General features: G+C 38.6%; 23 protein-coding genes and 1 other RNA gene. 20 read left to right on the top strand and 4 right to left on the bottom strand.

Annotated features, from left to right (window positions below):
* The first annotated feature begins 17 nt into the window (after window positions 1–17).
* Genes C9J36_RS08915 through C9J36_RS08905 form a run of 3 tightly spaced genes read left to right on the top strand, consistent with a single transcriptional unit; the run spans window position 18 to window position 1,738 of the window.
* Complete coding sequence (locus tag C9J36_RS08915; RefSeq protein ID WP_107942865.1) at window positions 18–725, top strand: DnaD domain-containing protein; 708 nt, start codon at window positions 18–20, stop codon at window positions 723–725.
* A gap of 12 nt (window positions 726–737) precedes the next feature.
* A complete protein-coding gene (gene nth / locus C9J36_RS08910) occupies window positions 738–1,397 on the top strand; it encodes an endonuclease III (protein ID WP_107942864.1) in 660 nt (219 codons plus the stop codon).
* Window positions 1,394–1,738, top strand: coding sequence for a YpoC family protein (locus tag C9J36_RS08905; RefSeq protein WP_066162579.1), 345 nt, complete (start codon window positions 1,394–1,396; stop codon window positions 1,736–1,738). Before nth ends, C9J36_RS08905 begins: the two co-directional genes overlap by 4 nt.
* A 359-nt stretch (window positions 1,739–2,097) precedes the next feature.
* On the opposite strand, the gene C9J36_RS08900 is transcribed toward C9J36_RS08905, so the two are convergent.
* Together C9J36_RS08900 and C9J36_RS08895 are read right to left on the bottom strand one after the other, a co-directional pair.
* Window positions 2,098–2,463, bottom strand: a complete 366-nt coding sequence (locus tag C9J36_RS08900) for a hypothetical protein (protein ID WP_153061599.1) — start codon at window positions 2,461–2,463, stop codon at window positions 2,098–2,100.
* A gap of 37 nt (window positions 2,464–2,500) precedes the next feature.
* Window positions 2,501–2,953 carry a hypothetical protein gene (locus tag C9J36_RS08895; protein ID WP_107942862.1) on the bottom strand — a complete coding sequence of 151 codons (453 nt, stop codon included), beginning with the start codon at window positions 2,951–2,953 and terminating at the stop codon, window positions 2,501–2,503.
* Between the two features lie 659 nt (window positions 2,954–3,612).
* On the opposite strand from C9J36_RS08895, the gene C9J36_RS08890 reads away from it, so the two are divergent.
* The 7 genes from C9J36_RS08890 to C9J36_RS08860 all read left to right on the top strand — a co-directional run bounded on the left by C9J36_RS08890 (window position 3,613) and on the right by C9J36_RS08860 (window position 10,468).
* Window positions 3,613–4,335: a GntR family transcriptional regulator gene (locus C9J36_RS08890; RefSeq protein ID WP_107942861.1), complete on the top strand. Its 723-nt coding sequence runs from the start codon at window positions 3,613–3,615 to the stop codon at window positions 4,333–4,335.
* 17 nt (window positions 4,336–4,352) lie between these two features.
* Complete coding sequence (locus C9J36_RS08885) at window positions 4,353–5,531, top strand: GNAT family N-acetyltransferase (RefSeq protein WP_107942860.1); 1,179 nt, start codon at window positions 4,353–4,355, stop codon at window positions 5,529–5,531.
* Between the two features lie 293 nt (window positions 5,532–5,824).
* Complete coding sequence (locus C9J36_RS08880) at window positions 5,825–6,136, top strand: PTS sugar transporter subunit IIB (protein ID WP_066162592.1); 312 nt, start codon at window positions 5,825–5,827, stop codon at window positions 6,134–6,136.
* Window positions 6,137–6,148: 12 nt separating this feature from the next.
* Entirely contained in the window at window positions 6,149–6,469 is a 321-nt protein-coding gene (locus tag C9J36_RS08875) for a PTS lactose/cellobiose transporter subunit IIA (RefSeq protein ID WP_107942859.1), read from the top strand.
* Window positions 6,470–6,710: 241 nt separating this feature from the next.
* On the top strand, window positions 6,711–7,988 hold the full coding sequence (locus C9J36_RS08870) for a PTS sugar transporter subunit IIC (RefSeq protein WP_107942858.1): 1,278 nt from the start codon (window positions 6,711–6,713) through the stop codon (window positions 7,986–7,988).
* 21 nt (window positions 7,989–8,009) lie between these two features.
* The gene (locus C9J36_RS08865; protein WP_066162603.1) at window positions 8,010–9,092 is read left to right on the top strand and encodes a DUF871 domain-containing protein; all 1,083 of its coding nucleotides are present in this window, start codon (window positions 8,010–8,012) and stop codon (window positions 9,090–9,092) included.
* A gap of 401 nt (window positions 9,093–9,493) precedes the next feature.
* On the top strand, window positions 9,494–10,468 hold the full coding sequence (locus C9J36_RS08860; protein ID WP_107942857.1) for an N-acetylglucosamine kinase: 975 nt from the start codon (window positions 9,494–9,496) through the stop codon (window positions 10,466–10,468).
* Between the two features lie 93 nt (window positions 10,469–10,561).
* Here the strand turns inward: C9J36_RS08860 and C9J36_RS08855 are convergent, their stop codons facing one another.
* Window positions 10,562–13,186, bottom strand: coding sequence for a transglycosylase domain-containing protein (locus tag C9J36_RS08855; protein ID WP_107942856.1), 2,625 nt, complete (start codon window positions 13,184–13,186; stop codon window positions 10,562–10,564).
* Between the two features lie 81 nt (window positions 13,187–13,267).
* On the bottom strand, window positions 13,268–13,885 hold the full coding sequence (gene recU / locus C9J36_RS08850) for a Holliday junction resolvase RecU (protein WP_066164354.1): 618 nt from the start codon (window positions 13,883–13,885) through the stop codon (window positions 13,268–13,270).
* A gap of 126 nt (window positions 13,886–14,011) precedes the next feature.
* Here recU and C9J36_RS08845 point away from each other — a divergent pair, with 126 nt between their 5' ends.
* From C9J36_RS08845 to C9J36_RS08800, 10 genes are all read left to right on the top strand, one after another.
* Window positions 14,012–14,212 carry a hypothetical protein gene (locus tag C9J36_RS08845; RefSeq protein ID WP_154098149.1) on the top strand — a complete coding sequence of 67 codons (201 nt, stop codon included), beginning with the start codon at window positions 14,012–14,014 and terminating at the stop codon, window positions 14,210–14,212.
* A gap of 365 nt (window positions 14,213–14,577) precedes the next feature.
* Window positions 14,578–14,964, top strand: coding sequence for a YppE family protein (locus tag C9J36_RS08840; protein ID WP_066162615.1), 387 nt, complete (start codon window positions 14,578–14,580; stop codon window positions 14,962–14,964).
* Window positions 14,936–17,212 (top strand): DEAD/DEAH box helicase, encoded by a 2,277-nt coding sequence (locus tag C9J36_RS08835; RefSeq protein WP_107942855.1) that lies wholly within the window; start codon window positions 14,936–14,938, stop codon window positions 17,210–17,212. Before C9J36_RS08840 ends, C9J36_RS08835 begins: the two co-directional genes overlap by 29 nt.
* 6 nt (window positions 17,213–17,218) lie before the next feature.
* Window positions 17,219–18,457 carry a ribonuclease H-like domain-containing protein gene (locus C9J36_RS08830; RefSeq protein ID WP_066162620.1) on the top strand — a complete coding sequence of 413 codons (1,239 nt, stop codon included), beginning with the start codon at window positions 17,219–17,221 and terminating at the stop codon, window positions 18,455–18,457.
* Window positions 18,458–18,834: 377 nt separating this feature from the next.
* A complete protein-coding gene (gene gpsB, locus C9J36_RS08825; protein ID WP_201261903.1) occupies window positions 18,835–19,134 on the top strand; it encodes a cell division regulator GpsB in 300 nt (99 codons plus the stop codon).
* Window positions 19,135–19,188: 54 nt separating this feature from the next.
* An RNA gene (rnpB, locus tag C9J36_RS08820) (RNase P RNA component class B) lies at window positions 19,189–19,568 on the top strand.
* A gap of 450 nt (window positions 19,569–20,018) precedes the next feature.
* Window positions 20,019–21,755: a putative bifunctional diguanylate cyclase/phosphodiesterase gene (locus tag C9J36_RS08815; protein WP_107942853.1), complete on the top strand. Its 1,737-nt coding sequence runs from the start codon at window positions 20,019–20,021 to the stop codon at window positions 21,753–21,755.
* A gap of 13 nt (window positions 21,756–21,768) precedes the next feature.
* Window positions 21,769–22,905, top strand: a complete 1,137-nt coding sequence (locus C9J36_RS08810; protein WP_066162629.1) for a THUMP domain-containing class I SAM-dependent RNA methyltransferase — start codon at window positions 21,769–21,771, stop codon at window positions 22,903–22,905.
* A gap of 145 nt (window positions 22,906–23,050) precedes the next feature.
* The gene (locus C9J36_RS08805) at window positions 23,051–24,958 is read left to right on the top strand and encodes an ATP-dependent DNA helicase (RefSeq protein ID WP_107942852.1); all 1,908 of its coding nucleotides are present in this window, start codon (window positions 23,051–23,053) and stop codon (window positions 24,956–24,958) included.
* 299 nt (window positions 24,959–25,257) lie between these two features.
* Entirely contained in the window at window positions 25,258–25,980 is a 723-nt protein-coding gene (locus C9J36_RS08800) for an AAA family ATPase (RefSeq protein WP_107942851.1), read from the top strand.
* Window positions 25,981–25,998 lie beyond the last annotated feature (18 nt).

Below are 25,998 nucleotides of genomic sequence, written 5' to 3'. Positions count from 1 at the left end.
AAGGATTCATACCAATTATGACAAGCAATGAGCAACTTCGCATTTGGGTAGGACAAAAAAATATCACAATCCCACAGCTATTTTTTCAACATTATAAAGAGCTTCATATTCGTGATGATGATGCTATGTTGCTTCTCCATTTGCTAGCATTTTACGAAGAAGGTAATGACTTTCCAACACCAGATGATTTGATGGCAAGAACCTTCTTTGCTGCAAATGAAATTTCAATTAAAATACAGCGATTTTTGCAAAAAGGTTTTATCGAAATTACACATGATGTTGATTCAGATGGGAAGATTTATGAAAAATATTCTTTGTATCCATTGTGGAAACGTATCATCACACTATTAGAAGCAAAAACAATTACTACAAATAACGAGCAGCAGAAAAAAGAGGAAGGGGCTATTTTTTCGGTGTTTGAGCAGGAATTTGGTCGTCTGTTATCACCGATGGAGCTTGAAAACATTAATGCATGGCTAGATGTGGATAAGCACTCCCCTGAGTTAATACGGGCTGCATTGAAGGAAGCTGTATTGGCAGGAAAGCTTTCGTTGCGCTATATTGACCGTATTTTATTTGAATGGAAAAAGAAAAATTTTACGACAGTGAAGCAAGTGGAGCAACATGCGGAGCAATTCCGTAAACGCACAATTACCCAGCCACAAGCGCAGGCTGAAAAAAAACCGAAGCGAGCATTTTATAATTGGCTTGAAGAGAATGAATAAGGGGGCGGCGAGATGCTAACGAAAAAGCAGTGGATGCATTTTTTAGACGAGATGGATAAAATGTTTCCAGATGCGCATTGTGAGCTCGTGCATGACAATCCTTTTGAGCTAACAATTGCGACACTATTATCCGCACAGTGTACAGATGTGCTTGTTAATAAAGTGACAAAAGATTTATTTCAAAAATATAAAACACCAGAAGACTATTTAGCTGTATCTATTGAGGAATTACAAAATGATATACGCTCCATTGGACTGTATCGTAATAAAGCTAAAAACATTCAATTATTATGTCAGCGTCTACTTACAGAATATGGTGGTGAAGTGCCTGCTAGTCGCGAGGAGCTTGTCACATTACCAGGTGTTGGGCGCAAAACTGCGAATGTTGTATTATCGGTAGCCTTTGATATACCGGCAATGGCAGTCGATACACATGTCGAGCGGATTACAAAGCGTCTAGGTCTTTGTCGCTGGAAAGATAATGTGCTTGAAGTAGAGCAAACAATTATGAAGAAAACGCCGATTGAAAGATGGTCAAAAGCACATCATCAAATGATTTTCTTTGGGCGCTATCATTGCAAGGCACAAAACCCTAGCTGCCACACATGCCCTTTATTAGATGATTGCAGGGAAGGGCAAAAGCGTCTAAAGAAAGGGCTTGTTAAACAATGATTGCTGTCAATAAACAACTAATTTCACAGCAGGCTGTTGACGAGTGGTATGTGAATTGGAACGCGCTGCGTGAACAAATACACGCTGCCCATGAAGCGAGAAATGGGCAAGCAGAGCCCTTTATGCATCAGGGGATTGAGCACTTTTTGCAATTTTTAATGATTGCTTCAGAGGTGGAGGGCTACGACACGCAAGCAAGCTATGAGCTACTGCCGTTAAACGGAGGGGAGCGCTTAGCTTTTATTAGAGCTAACCCAGCCCAATATGCAAGCTACCGTCAGTTAGACGAGCTTTATAAGGAAACAAAAAAGCGTTGTGCAAGATTGCGACTGCAAATTTAGGGGGGCAATCAATGTGATTTTCACTTCATCGAGGGATTATATCAAAAATCGAGCTTCTCTTCAGTGTAGTGAAAAATTCGCTTTACATTTATCCCGTATTAACAGGCTGTAAGACCCCCACTTCAAAACAGCAGGTAAAACCAAGATGTTGAAGTGGGGGATCAAACAGCCTGTAAAAACCCGACTGGTGAAACTACCAATCAGTGGGGGATGTACGAAAACCCCCACTGATTGAAGGTTCACTTTATTTTAAATTTGAAAGCAAGCCGATAAGCCTAACATTTTCTCCTCTATTTATTTAGTTATTTCTTTGATGAAACATCATTAAAAGCGTCCTAAAAGCAGGTCATGCACTGCTTTTAGGACGCTCTCATTCGTTTTGTTGTTTTAACAATTCGCAACGAATAGTCAGTATGCAATGGCTCTGAAGGTGCGGCAACCATTATGAGCCGAGCGCTATTCATTAAATGATAGGCCTGAAAGTTAAGGGGGACTACTACTTTCGAGCTTGGTGCAACAATTATTTGCTGCAATTCAAAAGCTTCATATTCGGAAATCAGCTTTAAATGTGCCTTTAATTCGAAATCATATTGATTTTCTATCGTTAAAAAATACTCATCCTTACGATTTAGCAATTCAGCTTCCTTTATTAAGTTAGAATCTTCATACATTTGCATGATGACAGAAGTTTCATTTTTTAAATCCTCTATTTTTTGCGCTGTCATATAAGAGCTTGAAATTGTAGCTGTTTCTGAATGCTCGTTATTCACTTTTACAGAAAGAAAATTTCTGGATACACTGTGTATCATATATTTCCATAGGGTCCTGCACGCTGTGATTAAGCACTTTTTCCCCTAATATATAGAGAATATGCTCACCTTGTGGTAGATTTGTTATAGTGAACGGTACCTTTTTACCTCCTTCTTTCGGTATATTAATCATATGATAGGGAGCAATAGACTCATTTATTTCTATATTTACAGGTGTAGCATCATTTTCTAAAAAGGCATAAACAGCAAGTTGATTTTCTTTTGTTGTTGAATATTTATACCAAATAAAGCCTTCTAAAGTACCTTTTTCATCTGTTTGAAATGAATTTAAATCCCTGTCAATAATATATTCAGGATTTAGGTGAATTTCAGTTGTTCGACTTTCAGTTGTTTTTTTTACAGTATGTTGACTTGACTTTTCATGATATGTATTTGAGTCCCTCATAGAAGCCCCTCCCTCTCATTAGTTAAACGGAAAAAGAATAATACAAACATAATAACTATAATAACAAATAGGAAGATTAGCTTTTTTAAGTTAATAAATTTACAGTCCTTTCGGAATATATTTGTGTAACGGTATAGAGACCGCTTAAGAAATCAATTCAAGTTGGTCCCATGCACTTATTTAATATTCTAAAGTTCTACTTCCTCCATCAGTATTGTTATCGCTTATGACCCAGCCTAAATTTACAGAAGGATAACTTTTCGCTATCATTGTATCCCCAACTACTTCGGTATTTCCAAATGTTTGTACTAAAACACTAAATGGTAATCTTAATTTCCCGTTTATAACAGATGTATAATGTAATCCATACTATGTCATTTCATCTTGGTTCAAAAATATACCCCCTTGACCAAAAGCTACTGTCCCAAGGGTATATGTTGAAATTTCATTTGGGTTTGTTAAATCAAAGGTTATTTTCAATTATAAACTATTTTATATTAATTATGCCTTATTCAAGGAAAAGCTTAAGTAGAATATGTTTGAAAACTCGATTTAGATTCACAGCTTTATATTTTGAATATTTTCATTTATAATTAGTCTATACCACTATACCTGTAAAATGGATTTGTGTTATACAAACAAAGTTAGGGGGGAGAAAATTGTTAGATAAAAATTCATATATACCGATTTATATACAAATCGAGGAGATTATTAAACAACGAATACTTGCAGAGGAATATAAAATTGGTGATGCCATCCCATCTGAAAGAGAGCTTTCGGTACAATTTGATGTGAGTAGAATGACAGTTAGGCAATCCATTACAAACTTAGTAAATGACGGTCTACTTTACCGTGAAAAAGGTAGGGGCACTTTTGTAGCAAATCCGAAATTAGAGCAGCCTCTACAAGGGCTAACTAGCTTTACGGAGGATATGCGAGCAAGAAATATGGTTCCGAGTAGCAAGGTAGTACGTTTCGAAAAAATTATCCCATCAGTTGAAGTAGCAAAAGATTTGCAGCTAGAGCTAGGAGAGGAAGTGTTTTTCGTTATACGTATTCGTAATGCAGACGGAATACCTATGGCAATCGAACGGACGTACATTCCAGTAAAAATTTATCCTATGCTAGATGCAAGTAAATTAGAAGGCTCTTTGTACACATTAATTGAAACCGCTTTCCAACAAAGAATCGGCAATGCGATTCAACAAATGGAAGCCGCAATCGTATCAAAAGAGGATAGTAAATTTTTGCAAATAAATCAAGCTGCACCTGTTCTTATTATAAAGCGCACGAGCTATTTAACAAATGATACACCTTTTGAGCTTGTACGCAGTGTTTATCGAGCAGATCGTTATAAATTTATTAGCCAAATTTCAAGATAAATAATAGGGGTGAAAAAGTGGTACACATTCAAAAAGTACAAGAAAATGACTATTGGCAAATTCACCGTTTAAGAGATTATTGTTTTCCTAATAAATATACAGAAGCGCGTAAGGAAGATTTTCATTATTGGGTTCAGCATAGTACAACTTTAGGGGCATATGATGGTAATAAAGTTGTTGGTCAAGTGCTTGTTTTACCACTTAACATAACAATTTACAACAAAAACTATAAAATGGGTGGGATTGCCTTTGTTGCCTCCTACCCTGAATATCGCCAACAAGGCATTGTAAAAAAGCTTATGATTGAATCATTAAATCAAATGAAAGCTAATGGGCAAACGATTTCTGTTTTAGCGCCTTTTTCAGTATCTTTTTATCGCTATTTTGGTTGGGAGCTTTTTTTCGAAAAGTTAAATTATGTGATTCCATCCGACAAATTTCCTGCTTTAGGAAAGCAATTAGACGTAATAAAGCGCACGAGCTTTGAATGGCTTGATGAAGAATTATTTCAGCAGGTGAAAGCATTTTATAATGAAAGAGCTTCTGTAACAAATGGAGTTATGCTAAGGGATGATGCATGGTGGAATCGCTTAGCTAAAAGGCAACAAAATAGCCATTTTGCATTGTATTACAAGGATAATAAGGTGGCTGCGTATATTCGTTATGAAATAGTAAACACAACATTTTTCATTCATGATTTCATTGCCGAGGATATTTTAGCAGAGCAAGCCATTTGGCGTTACGTGACGGCACATGCTGCAAGCATCACTGAAATAAAAGGGGTAACAGCGAATCATGCTTCTTTCGGCTATTACTTTCCAGAGCCTCAATTTGAACGTGAAGTTGTGCAAGATGTGATGGTACGAATCGTTGATGTGCAGTCCTTTATGCAGCAATATAAATGGGGAATTATTACAAGAAGCTTATATGTTCGTCTGGAAGATTCGTTTTGCCCATGGAATGAGCAGTTATTTGAAATTAGTAGTGAGAGGAAAATCACAGCCCTAGAGGAAGATTCTATTGATGATAATGAAATTCTTGCATTGCCTATTAATTTATTTTCGGCGATGATGGTTGGTTATTTATCTGTTCAAGATGCAGTAATGTATGCACAGCGTTCCTTGAAACAAGAAATTATTGGGAGTTGGCAGCAGGCATTGCCAGCAGGAAAACCTGTATTCTATGAGTATTTTTAATCGCTGAATTATAATGGCACACTTCCCTAAGTGTAATTTTCAAGCTAACAATTAAATAAAACATGTGTTAAACAAAAAAATTTTCAGTTTTTTTCTGGACTATACCAGTATAAGGGATGTTAGGTTACAGCTATAAATTGCATATAGTCCAGTTTCTTTTATTATTTTTAGAAGATAGAAAATTCAAAAAACGCTATTGTGGTATATACCAATTGATGATATTCTTCTTTTAAGAAAACGATTTCAATGATGAAATAAATAAAAAATACTTATTTTAGAGAGGGAGAATTACTATGAAAAATATTATGTTAGTTTGTGTTGCAGGAATGAGTACTAGTTTACTAGTTTCGAAAATGCAGGAAGCAGCAAAAAGCCAAAATTTAGAGGTGGACATTTTTGCAATTGCAGAAGGGGAGGTTGATAAAGTATTAGGTGAAAAGTCGATAGATGTGCTTTTACTAGGACCACAAGTTCGTTATTTAAAAGGGGCATTCGAAGCTAAATATAAGGATAAAAATATTCCAATTGATGTAATCAAAATGACGGATTACGGCATGATGAATGGTGCGAATGTTTTAAAACATGCACTTACTTTAATTGGATAAGAGGTGTAGAAGATGGAACAAGAGGCTTTATTACAAGCTGTTATGGGATTAATTTTGCATAGCGGCAATGCCAAAAGTGAGTGTATGGAGGCAATTCAATTTGCAAAAACAGGAGACTTTGATGCAGCAAAAGACAAAATGATGCTAGCAAATGAAGCTATTATTGAAGCGCATCATGCACAAACAGGGTTATTACAGCAAGAGGCGCAAGGTCAAAATGTAGAGGTTTCATTATTATTAATTCATGCTCAGGATCATTTAATGAATGCCATTACATTTCGTGATTTAGCGCAAGAATTAGTAGAAGTACATGAACGGATAAAGGGGGAGTAGTTCTGCGGAAAATTATTATCTCTTTATGAAATAAGGGGAATATTTCATCGTTTCGTTTTTCGTGAATTTTCTTGTAGTTGCTGTAAAAAGGGGAAAGTGATGTTATTTAACGTCTTTCAGCAATGGTTATTGCGCCGAGTAACCGCAGGAGCACATGTTTTTTGTACCGGATTAACTTAAAAAAACCGGACTAAAGTTAGCCAAGGCGTAATTGATAAACACAAAAGGGGAGTGTATAAAAATGTTCAAATTTTTAGAGGAGAAATTTGTTCCTGTCGCATCAAGAATAGGAAATCAACGGCATCTAGTAGCAATTCGAGATGGCTTCATTGCGATTATGCCATTAATGATTGTTGGGTCATTAGCTGTTTTAGTAAATAATTTACCAATTGAGGCATACAAAGATTTTATGAATTCAGTTTTTGGAGAGGGAATTTGGACACAGTGGGGTGGTAATGTATGGGGTGCTACATTTGCCATTGTGTCGCTGCTAATTTCGTTTACAATCGCTTACAATTTGACGAAAAGCTATAGTAAAGATGCGTTAGCAGGTGGGGCGATTGGTCTTGCAAGTTATATGACATTCGCAACTTATGGAGATGGTGGTTTAACGGGTTTAACAACTGGAACAGGCGGTATCTTCTTAGCAATTATTTTAAGTCTTGTATCCGCAGAAATGTTTTCTCGTTTATCTGGCAATCCAAGATTATTAATTAAAATGCCGGCTGGTGTGCCAGATGCCGTAGCAAAATCATTTGCTTCATTATTCCCAGCGATTATTACTGTAGGTCTTTTAGCGTTAATCCGTACATTAATTTCAATCTTGTTCGATGCTCCAGACGTTATTGGTCAGTTCTATACATTAGTTCAAGAGCCATTTATGGGTCTAACGAATACGTGGGTGGCGGCACTTATTTTAGCATTTGTACCAGCATTTGTTTGGACATTCGGTATTCATGGAGCAAACATCATTGACCCATTCATGCAAACAATTAATTTAGATGCAATTGCCAAAAACGTAGAAGCGCTTGAAGCAGGTCAAGTAGCGCCGTATATTATTAACAAACCATTCTTCGATGCATTCGTTAATATGGGCGGCTCAGGTACAACAATCGCTTTAATTATTGCCATTTTCATTGTTTCACGTAAAAATAAACAATACAGCACGGTCGGTAAATTATCCGCTGCACCAGGTTTGTTCAATATTAACGAGCCACTACTCTTCGGATTACCAATCGTTTTAAATCCAATTTTATTCTTCCCGTTCATCTTAACGCCGATGGTTAACGTATCAATTGCTTATTTTGCAACTAAATGGGGTCTAGTACCAGCAGCAACAGTTGCAGCACCATGGACGACACCACCAATTATTAATGGCTGGTTAGTTACACAATCTCCTTCAGGTGCAATTCTAAGCATTGTGTTAATTGCCGTAGCTGTTCTTATCTATACACCGTTTTTACTAGCGGCAAATCGTGCAGCAGCGAAGCAAGTTGAGCAACAAAATTCATCACAATAATTAATAGTGGGGGTATGAAGATTGAGAAGGCTAGGTATTTCACTATATCCGGGTCATAGCACGCTGGAGGAAATGCAGCAATATGTACAGTTAGCTCATGACAATGGTTTTGATCGTATATTTACTTGCTTGATGTCTTTAAATAATGAGCAAGAACGCAAAAAACTTCAGCAAATTAATGCTTTTGCAAAAGGCCTAGGCTTCGATATTTCAGCCGATATTGCACCGAATGTATTTGAAGAGTTAGGCTTAACGTACAGGGATATTGCTTATTTAAAAGAACAGTATCATATAGCTGCCCTGCGACTAGATATGGGCTTTTCAGGACAAGAAGAGGCATTTATGTCGCTAGACACTAGCAATCTAAAAATAGAATTAAATATGAGTAACGGGACAAAGTATGCAGATAATATTTTGTCCTATCAGCCAAATAAAGAAAATATTATCGGCTGCCATAACTTCTATCCGAGACGTTATACAGGCTTATCACGTCAGCATTTTTTGAAGGTGTCACAGCAATTTAAAGACAATCACATTCGCACAGCCGCAATGATTTCATCGCAGCATGGCAAATTCGGTCCGTGGGAGCAAACTGAATATGGGCTACCAACCTTAGAAGAACATAGATTTTTACCAATTACCGTTCAAGCAAAAGATATGTGGAATACAGGTCTTATCGATGATTGTATTATTGGTAATATGTATGCATCGGAGGAAGAGTTACGTGCATTAGGGCAATTAAATCGCTACAAGCTAGAATTGCAGGTGGAAATATTACCTGAAACAACTGCTTTGGAGGAGAAAATTGTATTAGAGGAGCCTCATTTTAATCGCGGTGATGTTTCGGATTATGTCATACGCAGTACACAATCTCGTGTAAAATACAAGGCAGAGGATTTTCCAAAGCACAATACGGAGCCTTTAGCTTTAGGTGATATTACCATTGATAATAATCTTGATGTCCGCTATAAAGGTGAGCTACAAATCGTATTGCAAAATATAGTAAATGAAGGTTCAAGCAATATAGTAGCACGTGTAAGAGAAGAGGAGCGCTTTTTATTAAAACAAATAAAACCTTGGGCATCATTCAGTTTTACCAAGTAAAAAATCAGGAGGGGCGTCCAAAAAGTCGTGCATAACCGGCATTTTGGACGCTGTTGGTCAAAGAGCTCACTCATTAAAATAACAAAAGAGTTCTTTGGAAAAAGGGGGAACTTTGCGTTTAGCGGATTTTTCCCTCAATGAAGGTAAATAAGTGTAAACTGTATTTTCATTGCAGCGTAAGAAGTAGCCACCTTTTCGAACAGCCCGTTTCAATGATATTTCATCAAAAGAATAACTCTTTAAAATAAGCAAGGAATTTTGGGGGAATGGAATAAATAAAGAAATCAGCGACTTTTTCACTGGATTAAAGTGTATAAGGAAAAATCAAATTTGCTGGTACTTGCGAACCGAGGCTGCCTTTAAGGCTAGTTCCTCTTTTCATATGAAGGAAGGGTAAAGTGATGTATGTTTTAGCAATCGATGGAGGCGGTACAAAAACATCTGCGGTTATTTGTGATAAGATGGGGCAGATTTATGCAAAGGTAATTACAACACGTAGCAATCCAACTGCTATGAGTGCCAAGTTTTTTGAATTAACATTGCATGAATTAATGCAGCAATTGCGAAAGCAAAATGCACAAATATTTCAGAATGTGAGCAGTTGCTTCGTTGGAATAGCTGGTGTAAAGGAGTTACATGCGGAGTCTATCGTAGAAAAAATTATTCGTCAATATGTGCAACAAACAGCTTTAATTACAATCGAAAATGATGCACTAGTCGCTCTATATGCAGGCACATTTGGACAGCCAGGGATTGTACAAATTGCAGGTACAGGTGCAATTACGATGGGTTATGATGAAAATGCACAGTTGCATCGAGTGGGTGGCTGGGGCTATTTATTTGATGATAAGGGCAGTGGCTATTACATAGGTAAGAAAGCCTTGGAAGCAGTATTTCAAAGCTATGATGGGCGTATACAGAAAACCTCTTTGACAGAACAGATACTGAGGCATTTTTGCGTAGAAGATGTGGAGAAGCTAATTGCCTGCATCTATAATGCTGAGCACCCCCGAACGAATATTGCACCATTGAGTAAATATGTGATGCAAGAAGGCATGAGAGGAGACATGGTTGCGATACGCATTTTGAATGGGGTTTGTATAGATTTTTATGAGGCAATTAAAGCCTGTTTTAATAAAATGACTTGGAGCAAACAGTCCATACCAGTAGTACTAGCAGGGGGCGTTTTCACGAACCCAGACTATTTTATTAATATTATGAATGGGCTCATAGACAATGAATTAGTAATTTTTGAATTTAAAAAACCTGCCCTAGAGCCAATTGGTGGTGCTGTAGTAGGGGCGTTCAAACAGAAGGGGATTCAGCTAGATAAAGAGTTCACACAAATTTTTAATAAATATTGGAGAAAGTTTTAGAAAGCGTTTAATTGTCAATAAGCTATTTCAAAGCTTCATAGAAAAAGCTGTAGGAAGTATAGGCATCTACCTATCTTCCTTACAGCTTTTTCTTTATTCACCGTTTTGAACTTCCTCGTCATCTGTACCGGGGTCCGTTGGCTCTGTTGGGTTTGTCGGAGGAGTGACTTGCCCGTTTCCGTTTCCGTTTCCGTTATTGTTGTTGTTCCCATTATTATCTGTGCCTGTTTCAGGATTGGTTGGTTCTTCAGGCTCTGTCGGTTCATCAATTTCGCCATTGTTCCAATCCTGCCAATCATCTTCCTCAGGCTCATCTGGTAAGCCTTCAATATAAAGTGAAACGGAAGCTGACTCACTGCGTACTTCATCGGAAATAGCTGTTACAGTAAATGCATAATTATGCCCAATGACTACTGATGGGATTGCTACATAATTTGCTGATGATGAAGAAATGACAGTAGGCTCTGCGCCATCAATCGACATTGTTACTTCAAAGGAAATTGGTACAGCATTTGGATCGAAATCCTCTTCCAGTGCACCAGGTGCTTGATGCTCCCAAGTTAAATCAATTATATTGGCCAATTCGTTGTAGCTAGCCTGTAAATTAAACGGAGGGTCTAATTCAAGTTGTTCAAAGGCATCTGATACTTCTTTTGGCTCTGTACCTTTAACAAATAGCTCTGTCATACGTAAATTATCAGGTGTAAATTCGCTCGCTAACTTTAATGGTGAAGTACCGACTTCAACCGTTGCGGATACAACTGAGTTTGGCTGTTTAAAGCGAGCTGTTTCAATAGATGATGACAGCTGTGACATGATGGACTTAAATAAAGTTTGGGGTAAACGTCGTTCATCCCAAGTTGTAATTGCGTCAGAGCGTTGCTCGTAGCCGCTCCAAATAGCAATCGAATAATTTGTTGTATAGCCAGCAAACCATGAATCTGGCACAGCAGAGCTTGGCAAATTATATTTTGCAAATTCATCTGCTGAATAGTTAGTTGTTCCTGTTTTACCAGCAAGATCAAGACCTGATACATTGGCAGCAGTACCTGATGCGTTAGGCTTGTTACCGACAACATCGCGCAGCATATCTGTTACCATATAGGCTGTATAATCACTCATTGCAATGACTTCTTCTGATTTATATTCTCTTGAAGAGGAGCCATCTCGATAAACAATTTTTGTGATGGAGTGCGGTGCAGTATATACACCGTTATTACCAAATGCGGCATAAGCGCCTGCCATTGAGATAGGTGAGATATTAATACGCCCACCTCCGATAGCGTCGGATTCAACAACATAGTCAACATCAATGCCTAAACGTGAGACGAAATTTTTCGCTTTGTCTGTTCCAACTGCTTGTAAAGTTTTAACGGCAGGTATGTTACGTGATGTATAAAGCGCTTGGCGAGCCGTCATTGTTCCTAAATATTTATTATCCCAGTTGGTAATTGTTTGGTTCGTACCAGAGTATTTCATAGGCTCATCGACCAATGTTTCACCAGTTGACCATTTTAAATATTCAATAGCAGGTGCATAATCAATAATTGGCTTCATTGTTGAGCCAGGAGCACGTGTTACTAAATCATAGGCGAAATTAAAGCCTCGCTCAGCCCCATAATGACGCCCACCACCAATGGCACGAATTTCACCTGTTTTTGTATCAACGACTGCAACACCTGATTGAATTTTTTCTGTCATAAAATTAGCGTCGTTGTTCATGACAGATTCAACAATTTTTTGTGCATTTGGGTCAAGTGTCGTATAAACCTTTATGCCTTCTGCCAATGCATCGTTGTCGCCATTGCGCTCAAGCTCCGATAAGACAACATCCAAAAATGCAGGGTAGTTTGTCACTGTTGCAGGCTTACGTTCATCTTCAGGTAGGACGCTCTCTGCAACCGTTATTTTTTTTGCTTCAGTTGCTTGTGCCTCTGTAATTTTTTTGTGTTGTACCATTAAGCTTAGTACAATATTGCGTCGCTTTTCAGAAAGGTCTGGATTTTTAAATGGATTATAGTTATTTGGGCTTTGCGGCATACCAGCAAGCGTAGCCATTTGGTCTAATGTTAATTCATTTAATGGTTTGCCATAAAAATATTCCGATGCTTGCCCGAAGCCATAAACTCGACCAGACATTAAAATTTTATTAAAGTACATTTCAAAAATTTCTTCTTTAGAGTATTGGCGCTCCAACTGTATAGCGAGCCAAGCCTCCTGTGCTTTACGCTTTAACTTCTTGTCATTATACAAGAAGGAGTTTTTGACAACCTGCTGTGTGATAGTACTACCACCTTGTGAGCCAAAGCCATCTCTAAAGTTTGCAATGACTGCTCCTCCAAGCCGCCATAAATCGATACCAAAATGGTCAAAGAAGCGAACATCCTCCGTTGCTAAAATAGCAGCAACCATATCATCAGGAATATCCTCAAATTGTACATATTTCCGACTTTCTTGCCCAATCGTTGCAAATAATTCTCCATTAATATCGTAAAATTCCGATGAAACAGGATATTTTAATAGTTCTTCATCTAACTCGGGTGCACTACTTGCATAATATGCAAATAGTCCAGCTCCTCCTAAAAAGCCAAGCACTCCAATGAAAACAATTGTTAAAATGATGCGCTTTAGCCAAACTTTAAATGGCGTTTGCTTTTTTTTCTTTTGTTGTTGACGTTGCTTTTTTATATCTTCGCGTGTAAGTTTACGTTCAGTCACGTTCTATCTCCTCACTTTGAGTGTTTTCCGTAAAATGAAGCTTTGTAGCTTTCATTCATCGGGCACTGAAAAAAATACCTATCAATGCGAAACCAATTGCTGTACCGCCTGCAAATAATCAATACGAGGCTGATAACTCGGTTTAATTTCAATTGCCTTTTCTTCAAATTGTTTAAGTGGTATCGATTTGCGCCCACCACGCTCCATTTGCTGCCATGCGTTTTCAACAACAGAAAATGGTGTAATAAAATAGCGGTCTAATGATGAAAAACGTATGATGAAAAAGGCAATTCCTTTTTGTACGATAACATTTTTCATATGCTCTATTTGATGTGCGTGAATATTTTTTAAAGGAAAGGCTGTTTTATTTTCTGTCTCCTTTGCTTCAAAATCTAAATAATAACCATTCCATACACCGTTATAATCTGTTGTGGAAGGCGTGCGAAAATACGCCTCGCGAATAACAGCGGCACTTCTTGATGGGTACTCTACTTTGACGATTTGAATAGGAACAGGTTTCTTATGAATATTTGCGACCTGTCTTTGCAAATAATAAGCATTTGTTTCGTTTAAATCATCCTCTAAAGTTTTACCACGATTGCCAAAGTTAATCTCTTTAAGTGCTTTCTGCTTTTTAGGTTTTGGTACTTCTTCTATGTTCGTTTTATAAGGTTTCCCATTTGGATAGCGAATCATTATTTTCACCCTTTCGAAATGCACCTTTTGCAGTTTCCCACAATTTTTAGCGTATACTGTCTAGTTTTGCGATTGACAAGGATTTTTTTCGCCGCTCTTGAATGTATCCATAATAATGAGAGGAGGCAAATGATGACAAGACTTCAATCACTTATTTCAAATATTGAGCAGGTAACGCAATTATTAGATGCCACATTAGAGCAGCAACGTGCAATGCTCACTCTTCAATTTTCACAAAAAATCACAGTAGCCTATCAAAAAGTAAGCTTAGCAGAAAAACGAATGCAAGTAAAGAATACACGTTCCCATGGAGGGGGAGCCAACAAGTAAGCTAGCGCACCGCTTGTTAGCTCCCAGTTGCTTTTGAAAGAAGGTGTTTCTCTTTCTGAAAAATGAGTGTACTTTTCTAGTATGTAGAGAGTGCTGTCCGAAAAGTCTATTTTAATTTGACGCCGCATTGAAATAGTAATTTTCATCGCTGCACCTTTACTAAAGAGAAATACCGCTAAAGCCAATGTTCACCAATTTTTATAAAGAGGCGTTTTCTATTTAGATGAGCACACATTTTGTAAAACATTATTATGACTGTCCAAAATGTCGGTTACTGCACGGCTTTTTGGACAACTCCTTTAAAAATGAAAGTAGTCAAGAGATTTGGTACACTATAAGTAATAAAGTAAAACTTGAGGTGTACAATGCAATTAGTCGAACTAACAACCTATTTAATAGCGCAATGTGAAGATGCGCAAAATCGTTTCTTTCACATGCGCGAATTTGATTTAAAGCCTGATTTCTTTACAGAAGTAAAACCGTATGCAGATACAGTACACGAGCAGCTAAAATTATGGCAGCAGCTAGCAAAAGAATGGCGGGCAAGCTATCAGCCGAAATATATGCATAATCAACAAATCGACCAAGTAGTAGAGGCAATGGAGCAATTTACCGTACAATCCTTTTACAAAGAAACGAGTAAAAAAAGATTTTTGCAATCGATTCATTCGGTTCACTATACACTATCTACAATCTTGCGCTATTTAGAGGAGGGAGAGGCATATGAACAGCAAAAAGATGACGATTTCTGAGCTGTTACAGGCATGGCAATATGATGAGGAGCTAAAGCAAAATATTAGGCATTGGCATACGCTAGAGGCACAGCCTGCACAATACGCTGATTTTCCAGACAACCTTCATCCTTCCATAAAAAAGGCATTGCATGCAAGAGGAATCAATCAGCTTTATACACATCAGCGAGAAGCTTTTGATTTCGCCATGCAAGGGCAGTCTTTCACCGCGATTACACCGACTGCCTCAGGCAAATCATATTGCTACCACCTCCCTGTACTGCAAACGATTTTACATAATAAATCAGCAAGGGCCATTTATTTATTTCCGACAAAAGCTTTGGCACAAGACCAAAAGTCCGATTTGAATGAGCTTATAGAGCTAATGGAGGAGGATATTTTAAGCTATACGTATGACGGGGATACAGCACCTGGTATTCGCCAAAAAATTCGGAAGGCAGGGCATATCGTTATGACGAATCCCGATATGTTGCATTCGGGCATCTTACCGCATCATACGAAGTGGGTCGCGCTTTTCGAAAACTTACAATATATTATTATTGATGAATTGCATACATATAAGGGTGTGTTTGGTAGTCACGTAGCACACGTACTGCGCAGATTGCAAAGAATTTGTGCTTTTTATGGGAGCAATCCTGTTATAATATGCACATCTGCAACGATTCGCAATCCGCGTGAGCTAGCGGAAAACTTAACGAATACAAAGCATGCACTGATTAAAAAATCGGGTGCACCTGTCGGTAAAAAAACATTTATTTTTTATAATCCACCGATTATTCATCCGACATTCGGGGTGCGTCGAAGCGCTGTATTAGAAGTGCGTGATTTATCAACTCGTTTGTTTGAAGCAGGTATTCAAACAATTATATTTGCTAAATCAAGGGTACGTGTAGAAATGCTCGTTACCTATTTAAAGTCATTGACAGCGAAAAAAATTGCTGACCACTCAATCCAAGGTTACCGAGGTGGCTATTTACCGAGCGAGCGTCGCCAAATTGAAAAAGGCTTGCGCGATGGTTCAATTCAAATGGTCGTAAGTACAAATGCGCTGGAGCTCGGTGTTGACATCGGGCAGCTACAGGCATGTATTATGACGGGCTATCCTGGTAATATCGCGAGTGCATGGCAGCAAGCTGGGCGCGCAGGGAGAAGGCAGGATGAAGCATTGATTATTTATGTAGCACAGTCGACCGCGCTTGACCAATATGTTGTAAATCATCCTACTTATTTATTGGGCAGTGAGCCTGAGCAAGCGAATATTAATCCTGAAAACATTTTAATATTAATGTCCCATTTGAAATGCGCGGCATTTGAGCTACCATTTTCGACAGACGGTACATATGGTGAATTTGAGGTGCAAGATTTATTAGCTTATTTAGCGGAGGAAGGCGTACTCGTTCAAACGACAACGGCATGGCATTGGATGAGCGACCGCTTCCCAGCACATGATATTAGCTTACGTTCAGCAGCACAGGAAAATGTCGTCATTATTGATAAAACAATAGCGACAAAAACGCGCGTAATTGGTGAAATGGATACGTATAGTGCGATGACATTGTTGCATGAGGAAGCTATCTACATCCATCAAGGTACACAGTTTCAAGTGGAGGAGCTTGATTGGGAGGAGAAAAAGGCGTACGTCACAGAGGTGGATGTCGACTATTTTACAGATGCTAATTTAGCGGTGGAACTGAAGGTGTTAGAGGAAGATAAAGTGGCAGACTTGGGGGAAGTAACAGTAAGCTACGGTGATGTAAGTTTACTTGCTATTCCGACGATTTTTAAAAAGATTCGTTTTGGTACACATGACAATATTGGTTCTGGGCCTATCACACTACCTCCTATGGAAATGCATACGAATGCAACATGGATTTCCTTTAATTTACCTGAAGATTGGTCTGAGGAAATGATGACAGATGCATTAAATGGAGTTGCATATGCGATGCATTCCTTTATCTCACTCTTTATTCAATGTGACCGCAGTGACGTATCGGTCGTACCGCAGGTCAAAGCAGTGCATAACGAGCGACCAACATTATTTATTTATGATAGTTACCCAGGTGGAATAGGGCTAAGTGAAAAGGTTTATGATTTAATTTTGCCCCTCCTTGAACGCACTATAGAGCATGTGAAAAGTTGTCCATGCAAGGCGGGCTGTCCGTCCTGTATTGGGGCACAGGATAACTTAAATGATGGCAAGAAGCGTGTGTTAAAAGTATTGGGAATTTTATGTGCGGAAATGATGTGATAAAAAATGTCCTACGAAAATAAAATATTACAAATGAAAAAAATGCTAGGCAAAAAAACAACAGAGCGCGTTGAACAGCCAAAATTTACGAAGCCTGCACCACCGCTTTATAAAGAGCGGTGGCAACAGGCAGGATTAGCGGTTGTCGATAATGATTTTGGCATCTTGTTTAAGCGTGAGGTTCGCTATCCTTTCGATTATAAGCATGGGCATTATACGCTAGGGGAGTTAGTAGCGGCACTTGAAATATGGGAAAATGCTGATATCGAGCACCCTTATGCATTACATACAAAAGAGCGCATTGTATTTTGGGATACTGAAACAACAGGCTTAAAAGGCACTGGTACGCATATTTTTTTGCTCGGCTTTTTACAGCAGGATGAGGACGAATTTGTACTCACACAATATGTGTTAGCAGACCCAGCAAACGAGGTGGCAATGCTATTTGAATCAAAACTTTGGCAGCGAAGTACCACGCTCGTTTCCTATAATGGAAAAAGCTTCGATTGGCCGCAGTTAGAAACACGTTGGACATTGAATCGCCAAACTTTGCCACCATTAAAAGAGCAAAAACATATTGATTTATTGCATAGCTCAAAGCGTTTATGGAAAAATGATTTAGAGAAGATGAAGCTTGTACAGGTCGAGGAGGAAAAGCTTGGCTTTAAAAGACAAGGGGATATACCGGGGCATTTAGCACCTATCATTTATTTTGATGCGGTGAAAAGTGGGCAGGCTGAAGTTTTAATGAAAGTGTTACTCCATAATGAATGGGATTTATTATCACTTATTACATTGTATATTCATCAAACAAAGCTATTGTTTTCTGGCGAGCAGGAATCAGCCGTTACTTATACAAATGTTGGGAAATGGTATAGCGATTTAAAGCAGCAAGTGGCGAGTGAATATGTGTTAACGAATGTCACAGAAAATTACCGCGAGAGCGAGACTTCATTAGCCCATTTTTATTTAGCTTTTCAGCATAAGCGTCAGGGCCGTTATCATGAGGCGATTAAAGCTTTTGAAACATCCATAATAGGCATTTCAAATCGTCAAAAAATACAGGCATATGAGCAGTTATCAATGTTGCATGAGCATCAAATCAAAGCGTATGATATCGCGCTGCTTTATGCGGAAAAAGGGTTTAAGCTTATCCAGCATAGTGACCTGTCATTTGAGCAAAAAGAAAAGCAATTAGTAAAATGGAAAAAACGTTATGAACGTATTCAAAATAAACAACAATAGCCGATGATATTCGTATAGATAGCGTTTCATATGCTATAATGAACATGGCGAATTATCGCCTCTATTTGAATGCAGTGGGAAGTTTGACTTCTCGAAAGTTTGCTTCGTTTTTTTGTGTGGCGAAGTTGCTGGCATATGACAATAAAAATAACTGTTTATACCCCGCATTAACGGGCTGAAAACCACCCACTTCAAGCCTTCAGTGAAAGGACGTTGAGGATAAGTGAGAGATTAACTGCCCGTAAATGCCAGATTGATTCAACTAACAATCAGTGGAGGTTTTCCTCCACTGATTGAAGTTTCACTTTATAAGCAATATCGTTAGGAAGGAGAACGCCACTAGAAAACAGGTTAAAGGATGTTTTCAAGGGCGGAAGATGCGAATGATAAAATTAAACTCAAAAATTATTTTAGAAAAAGAATTTAAAAAGAGTATGAAGGGCTATAGCATAGACCAAGTGGACCAATTTTTAGATCAAATTATGGAGGATTATGATGTTTTTGAAAAGCAGCTAAATGAGCTGCGTTTAGAAAATGAGCGTTTAAAAGCGGAGTTAGAAAATAGTGCGCGTAGACAGCCAACTGTTCAAACGAATACACCAAATACAAACTTTGATATTTTAAAACGCTTGTCTAATTTAGAAAAACATGTTTTTGGTAGTAAACTATCTGAATAGATGATATTGTTGCTTTTCTGATATGTGTCAAGTATAATATAGTTCGACATCAAGAAATTCGAGTAATCGCTGCATCTTAGATGATGTAGAGGAAAGTCCATGCTCACACGGCTCTGAGATGACCGTAGTGTTCGTGCTTACCGAAAAAATAAGGTAAGGCAAGCATTTGCTTGACGGCGAAAGGAATACCTAAGTCTTTTTGATATGGTAGAAACTTTCTGAAGGTGCCACAGTGACGAAGCTTGCTTGGAAACATGCAAGGTGGAACGAGGTAAACCCCGCGAGTGAGAAACCCAAATTATGGTAGGGGCACTCTCCAAAAGGAAATGAACGGATGGAGGGACAGGCAAATGCCTGTAGATAGATGATTACTACCTGACAGTACGAGGCTATTAGCTGTTTGAGTACACAGGAACAAAACATGGCTTACGGAATACTATTGATGCATTTTTTAAATTTTTGCTGCACTAAATTTATGCGGCAGCATAATATTTCAAATACTCTACATCATGAGGCGTTCGGTTTTATCGTTGTACCTTTCGATGCAGATGGAGCTGTCACAATTTTTTGTTGGACGGCTCCTTTTCTTTGACATCAATTACGCCTTGGCGTAATTGCGTCCAGATTTTTTTCGAGCGAGCTCGAAAAATTTCCCTTCAAAAATCTGTGACATCCGCCGGGGGCATTTATCTTGATTCAGTGAGTGGTTGTGAACCCGCTGAATCAGAGAAAACAAAATAGACATTCATCTCACCGCCTTTAGAGGTGAGAATTTTGTGTATTTGTTGCCTCGCTTTTGATGCAAAAGCAAATTGCTCCTGCGATTATACATTGCAGTAAAACACTACTGAATCAAGATAAATATTATTAAGGATGGAATAACAATGAGTAGTAAAGATTTTACTCACAACAATATGGATATTGAACATTCTTCCGTTTACAAAACTAGCTTAGTAAAAGTCATTTTTGAAAATGTAGAGGAAGGTATTATGATTACGAACGAGAAAAAATGTATTATAGCAGTTAATCCTGCGTTTGAATTTGTAACAGGCTATTCACTTAGTGAAGTGATTGGAAATACACCAGCGATTTTACAATCAGGTATGCATGATTCCTCGTTTTATAAAAAAATGTGGGCAAAAATTGAAAAAGATGGCATGTGGCAAGGAGAAATTTGGAACCGCCGTAAAACCGGAGATATTTACCCAGAGTGGCTAACGATTATCGCTGTGAAAGATGGCGATAATAATATTATGAACTATTGTGGGATATTTACAGATTTATCCGAGCGTAAAAGCGTTGAAAGCGAGCTGAAGAAACGCACACTAACAGATTTATTAACAAAGGTAAACAATCGTTTTGCTTATTTAGAGCGAATGAAAGCCCTGTTGTTAACAAGTGCTACAGCGACAACACCGATGCGACATGCAATATATTTTTTAGATATAGACAGATTCAAGCAAGTGAATGAAGTGTTTGGGCATGCGGTTGGTGATAAGTTGCTAATTGCAGTAGCTAAGCGCATTCGAAGACTGTTAAAAAATAAAGATATTTTAGCGCGCTATGGCGATGATGAATTTGCAATTACATTAACAAATATTGTTCATCCAAGGGAAGCTGCGAAATTTGCCCAGCAAGTACTACATGCAATGGAGCAACCTTTTATAATAGATGGGCAAGAAATTTTTATTTCCGTAAGTATTGGCATTAGCTTATATCCGTTAGATGGAGGGACAACGGATGAATTAGTGCATCGTGCAGATAAAGCAATGTATTTTTCCAGACAAACGGGCCCTGGCAATTTTGCCTTTTTTATTGAAGATTTAGAAATTGATACGAAGCGAGTTTCATTGCTGGATACAGAGCTTCGCAAAGCGATAGAAAACAATGATTTCCAACTATATTTCCAGCCAAAGGTTTCCTTAAAAACGAAGCAGGTGATTGGTGTAGAAGCGTTAGTACGTTGGACAAACGATAAGCTCGGTCAAGTATCACCAGGCGAATTCATTCCATATTCTGAGGAAACAGGTTTAATTATTCCGCTAAGTGAAATGATTATAGAAATGGCGTGCAGCGCATTTCATGTATTGAGAGCAAACGGGTATGCCAATGTGCCAATTGCCTTAAACATTTCAAGCATTCATTTCCAGCAGCAAAATTTCTTAGAAACAATTCAAAAAATATTAGAAAAAAACAATACTTCGGCGCATAATTTTGAAATTGAAGTAACAGAGCGGACAGTTTTGGATAACTCCTCGGAGGCAATTAGCAAATTCGACCGATTAAAGCAGCTTGGCTTTACGCTATCTATCGATGACTTTGGGACAGGCTATTCATCATTAAGCTATTTAATACGTTTCCCATTTGATGTATTAAAAATAGATCGTAGCTTTGTGCAGCATATATGCTCCTCAGAGGAAAAACAAGGTGTGGTGGATGCAATAATTCAAATGGCGCATCGCTTAAATATGCAAGTTGTAGCAGAGGGCGTTGAAAGCAAGCAGCAAGTACAGTTATTACAAGAAATCGACTGTGATTTCGCACAGGGCTTCCATTATAGTAAGCCGATGCCATTAGGTGAATTGCTACAGTTTTTAGCCTATTGGGAGCACATACAGTGAGGAAGGTAAAAGCATGACAAAATTTCAATTAGTTGCAACGGCAGCGATGGGCTTAGAGGCAATCGTTGCACAGGAAGTACAAGACTTAGGATACGAAACACGTGTTGATAATGGCAAAGTGTATTTTGAAGGAGACGAGACAGCTATTGCACGTTGTAATCTATGGCTACGTGTAGCGGATCGTGTAAAAATTGTTGTAGGTCAATTTCCAGCGCATACATTTGATCAACTATTCGAATCTACAAAGGCGCTTGATTGGGCGCGTTATTTACCTGTAGATGCGGCGTTTCCTGTATCGGGAAAGTCAGTAAAATCAAAGCTATTTAGTGTGCCAGATTGCCAAGCGATTGTGAAAAAAGCAATTGTAGAGCATATGAAATCACATTACAAACGTCTAGGCTTTTTAGATGAATCAGGCGCAACTTATAAAATTGAAGTAGCTATTTTAAAGGATGTAGCAACATTAACAATTGATACATCAGGCGCAGGGCTTCACAAGCGAGGTTACCGCCAAGTACAGGGAGAAGCTCCTTTAAAGGAAACATTAGCAGCTGCATTAGTGAAAATTTCAAAGTGGAATCCTAATCGACCTTTTGTTGACTTGTTTTGTGGCTCAGGAACAATCCCTTTAGAGGCTGCGATGATTGGGCAAAATATTGCACCTGGTTATAACCGTGAATTTATTTCAGAGGATTGGGCTTGGATGAAAGCGAAAATCTGGGATGAAGCACGTAATGAGGCTGATGCTCTTGCGAATTACGACCAACCATTACAAATAATTGGCTCGGATATTGACCACCGCATGATAAGCATTGCACAGGAAAATGCTCTAGAGGCAGGCTTTGGTGAGCTTTTAACATTTAAACAAATGCAAGCAACAGACTTTACAACACGATTAACAGATGGCGTTATAATTTCGAACCCACCATACGGGGAGCGTATTGGTGATAAGGAAGCAATTGAGGCTGTTGTAAAAACACTCGGACAAGTGATGAAAAATTATCCAACATGGTCTGTTTATATGTTGTCCTCCATGGAAAACTTTGAGCAATGTTACGGTCGTCAAGCAACGAAAAAACGCAAGCTATTTAATGGCTTTATTCGTACAGACCTTTATCAATATTGGGGTCAAAAATCAAAGCGTGATTAATAGTAGACGCCAAGCTAAATCTATATTGAAATGCTTTGAAATCTGATAAAAAAGCTATTGGGCTGTAGGAATATCGGATGAAAATCCAATATTGCTGACAGCCCCTTCATTGTCTACATACTTATATATTTAGGGGAGAATTCATATGAGACAATCATTACCGTTTGAATTATCAAAAGAAAAATCCTTCTTTGATTCGCTTGGCGATTGGATGGGAGACGTTTTATACGACGAGCTACCAGAAAAAGGCTTTGAATGTCGGGATGAACAAATTTTCATGGCTTACCAAATTGAGCAGGCATTAAAAGAGAAAAACGTACTATTCGCAGAGGCGGGTGTTGGTACGGGAAAAACTATAGCTTATTTACTGCCGGCAGTTTCGTACGCTCGTTATACAGGCAAGCCTGCCCTCATTGCTTGTGCTGATGAAACATTAATCGACCAGCTTGTGAAAGAGGGCGGTGATGTGCATAAGCTACGTGATCATTTAGGCTTAAATATTGATGTGCGCCTTGCAAAATCACGTGATCAATATTTATGTATTAAACGCTTTGAAGAGGCAGACAGACAACTGGAGGCAGACTGGATTGAAGAAATTGCTGATTCGATTCCAGATGGGGTCTATGCACACGGCTCAATGGTGGCATTACAGCCGTACGGTGAACGAAGTGATTATCCAATGGTGAGCGATGATGAATGGCAAATGGTCAACTATAATGCGTTGATGCAATGTGCAGTATGTGATGTGCGCAATCGTTGTGGGCAAACATTGCACCGAGCGTATTATCGTAAATCAACGGATTTAATTATTTGCTCGCAAGACTTTTTAATGGAGCATTTAGCTACAAAGGAATCACGTGAGCGCGAAGGACAGCTTCCTTTACTACCTGAGGTGTCGATGATGGTGCTGGATGAAGGACATTTATTAGAATATGCCGCACAAAAGGCAATGACCTATAAAGTACAGGCAAATACAATCGTTGGCTTGTTAGAGCGTTTAATGGTTGATGGTGTTCGTGAGCGCACATTATATGGGATGGAAAGATTGCAGGACGATCATGAGCTATTTTTTGACCAGCTACGCGATGATTTAGTGCCTTCAGAGGAAGATCGAAAGCGCATTGAAAAGTCAGAGCGTTTATTAGCGATTGGCAAGCGCTTATTAGTAGATGTAGAGCAGCTACTAGAAGAATTTGTGTTTGAATCAGAGCTTTATATGATTCCAGAATATGAGCTTAATATGGCAGAGGAATTTCTCGAGCATTACGCAGCAGCATTACGCATCTTTGTTGCACAGGGCGATGCGGTCGATTGGTTAGAGGAAACAGACGGTGAAGAAACGCTCGTGATTATGCCTCGTTTAATTACTGAAGTATTAGAAGAAAAGCTCTTTTCTAAAAAAACACCTATCGTCTTTTCGTCAGCAACATTATCAGTGAAAAAGGACTTTTCCTATATTGCTACAAGCTTAGGTATTACTAAATACCAATCTTTTAGCGTACCATCTCCGTTTGATTATGAGGATGTTATGAAAATTTATGTGCATGAACTTGCGCAAAATGACAAGGCAGCAAAAGTAGAAGAATTGCTACGTGACGGCGAGAAAACGCTCATTTTATTTCAATCAAAGCAGGCAATGAATGCTTTTAAATCGAAGCTTGGTGTGATGGCTCGTTTAACGATAGCCTTTGAAGGAGACAGGGAGCTATCTGCAATTGTCCGGGATTTCCAAGAGGGTAAAGTTCGAACATTTTGTTCCTATCATTTGTGGGAGGGACTTGATTTACCTCAGGAAGCATTGACACGCGTCATTATTTTCGACTTACCATTCCCGCCATATGACCCGTTATTCGATGCAAAACGTGCCTTTGCTAAAGATGCATTCGCAGAGGTAGAGCTACCATTTATGCTACTACGCTTACAGCAAGGAATGGGACGACTTATCCGCACATCGAATGACTACGGCGACATTCATTTACTTGTGAACGAAAAAGAAAGCCAAATGAAAAAACATTTCGAGGATATTCTAGCAGTAGAGCCAATTATTGAATAATAGAAGTTAGAGAGGTTGCCCGAAAAGCTCGCATTAGCATGCTTTCTGGCAACCTTTTCGATGATTTTATCCTCCTAAACAGCCTTGAGTAAGACCAAAAACTGTGAAGGGGCTAAAGACGATTATGAGAGAGCACCGATAATTTATGAAATTCATAGATAATCTATGAAAAAAGAGGATATTTATAAAATCAAGTGCAAAGACCCAAGGTAGAAAAGCTACTATATCTAGTGTACATGCTGACGGCTATTTTGCTATTTTTTTCGCAATTCGTTACAATAAAATGAGGGGGAGATGCCATGTACTTAAAGACAGTGCGCTATTTGCAGGAGCAGGTAATAGAGAAGCAGCAATATCCATTTAATATTGCGGCATTGCATCATTTAGAGGAGCTTCATTTACCGACGAATATTACGTTTTTTGTTGGGGAAAATGGTTCAGGCAAATCGACATTGCTGGAGGCGATTGCCTATGAATGTGGCTTCCATACGGCTGGAGGTAGTCGCAATCATTTGTACGATGTGCATGAATCGCACTCTGCACTTGGAGAGCACATACGATTAAGTTGGTCGCGAAAGGTGGCGCGCGGCTTTTTTCTACGTGCCGAAACATTTTATCAATTTGCAAGTCATCTTGATTTAATGTTTGACCCATCTGGACGGAAGTACGATGCGTATGGTGGAAAGTCCTTACATCAGCAATCGCATGGTGAATCTTTTTTATCCCTGTTTAAAAATGCATTCGGACATAAGGCGATTTATTTATTGGATGAGCCAGAAGCTGCACTTTCTCCAACTAGACAACTTAGCTTAATGCGCATTATAAAAGAACTGGAACATGATGCACAGTTTATTATTGCAACGCATTCACCGATTTTGTTAGGCTATCCAAATGCCACAATATATGATTTTGACCAACAAATAAGCAAAGTTCGCTATGAGGAGACGTTGCATTATATTTTAACGAAGCGCTTTTTAGATGCGAAAGAGAAAGTATTAGAGGAGTTATTTTTGGATTTATAATAGAAAAGAGGGAGCAAT

Source organism: Metasolibacillus fluoroglycofenilyticus, assembly GCF_003049645.1.
Taxonomy (GTDB): Bacteria; Bacillota; Bacilli; order Bacillales_A; family Planococcaceae; genus Metasolibacillus; species Metasolibacillus fluoroglycofenilyticus.
The sequence above is the reverse complement of the archived record's forward strand: the minus strand, read 5'-3'. Positions and strand labels throughout refer to the sequence as shown.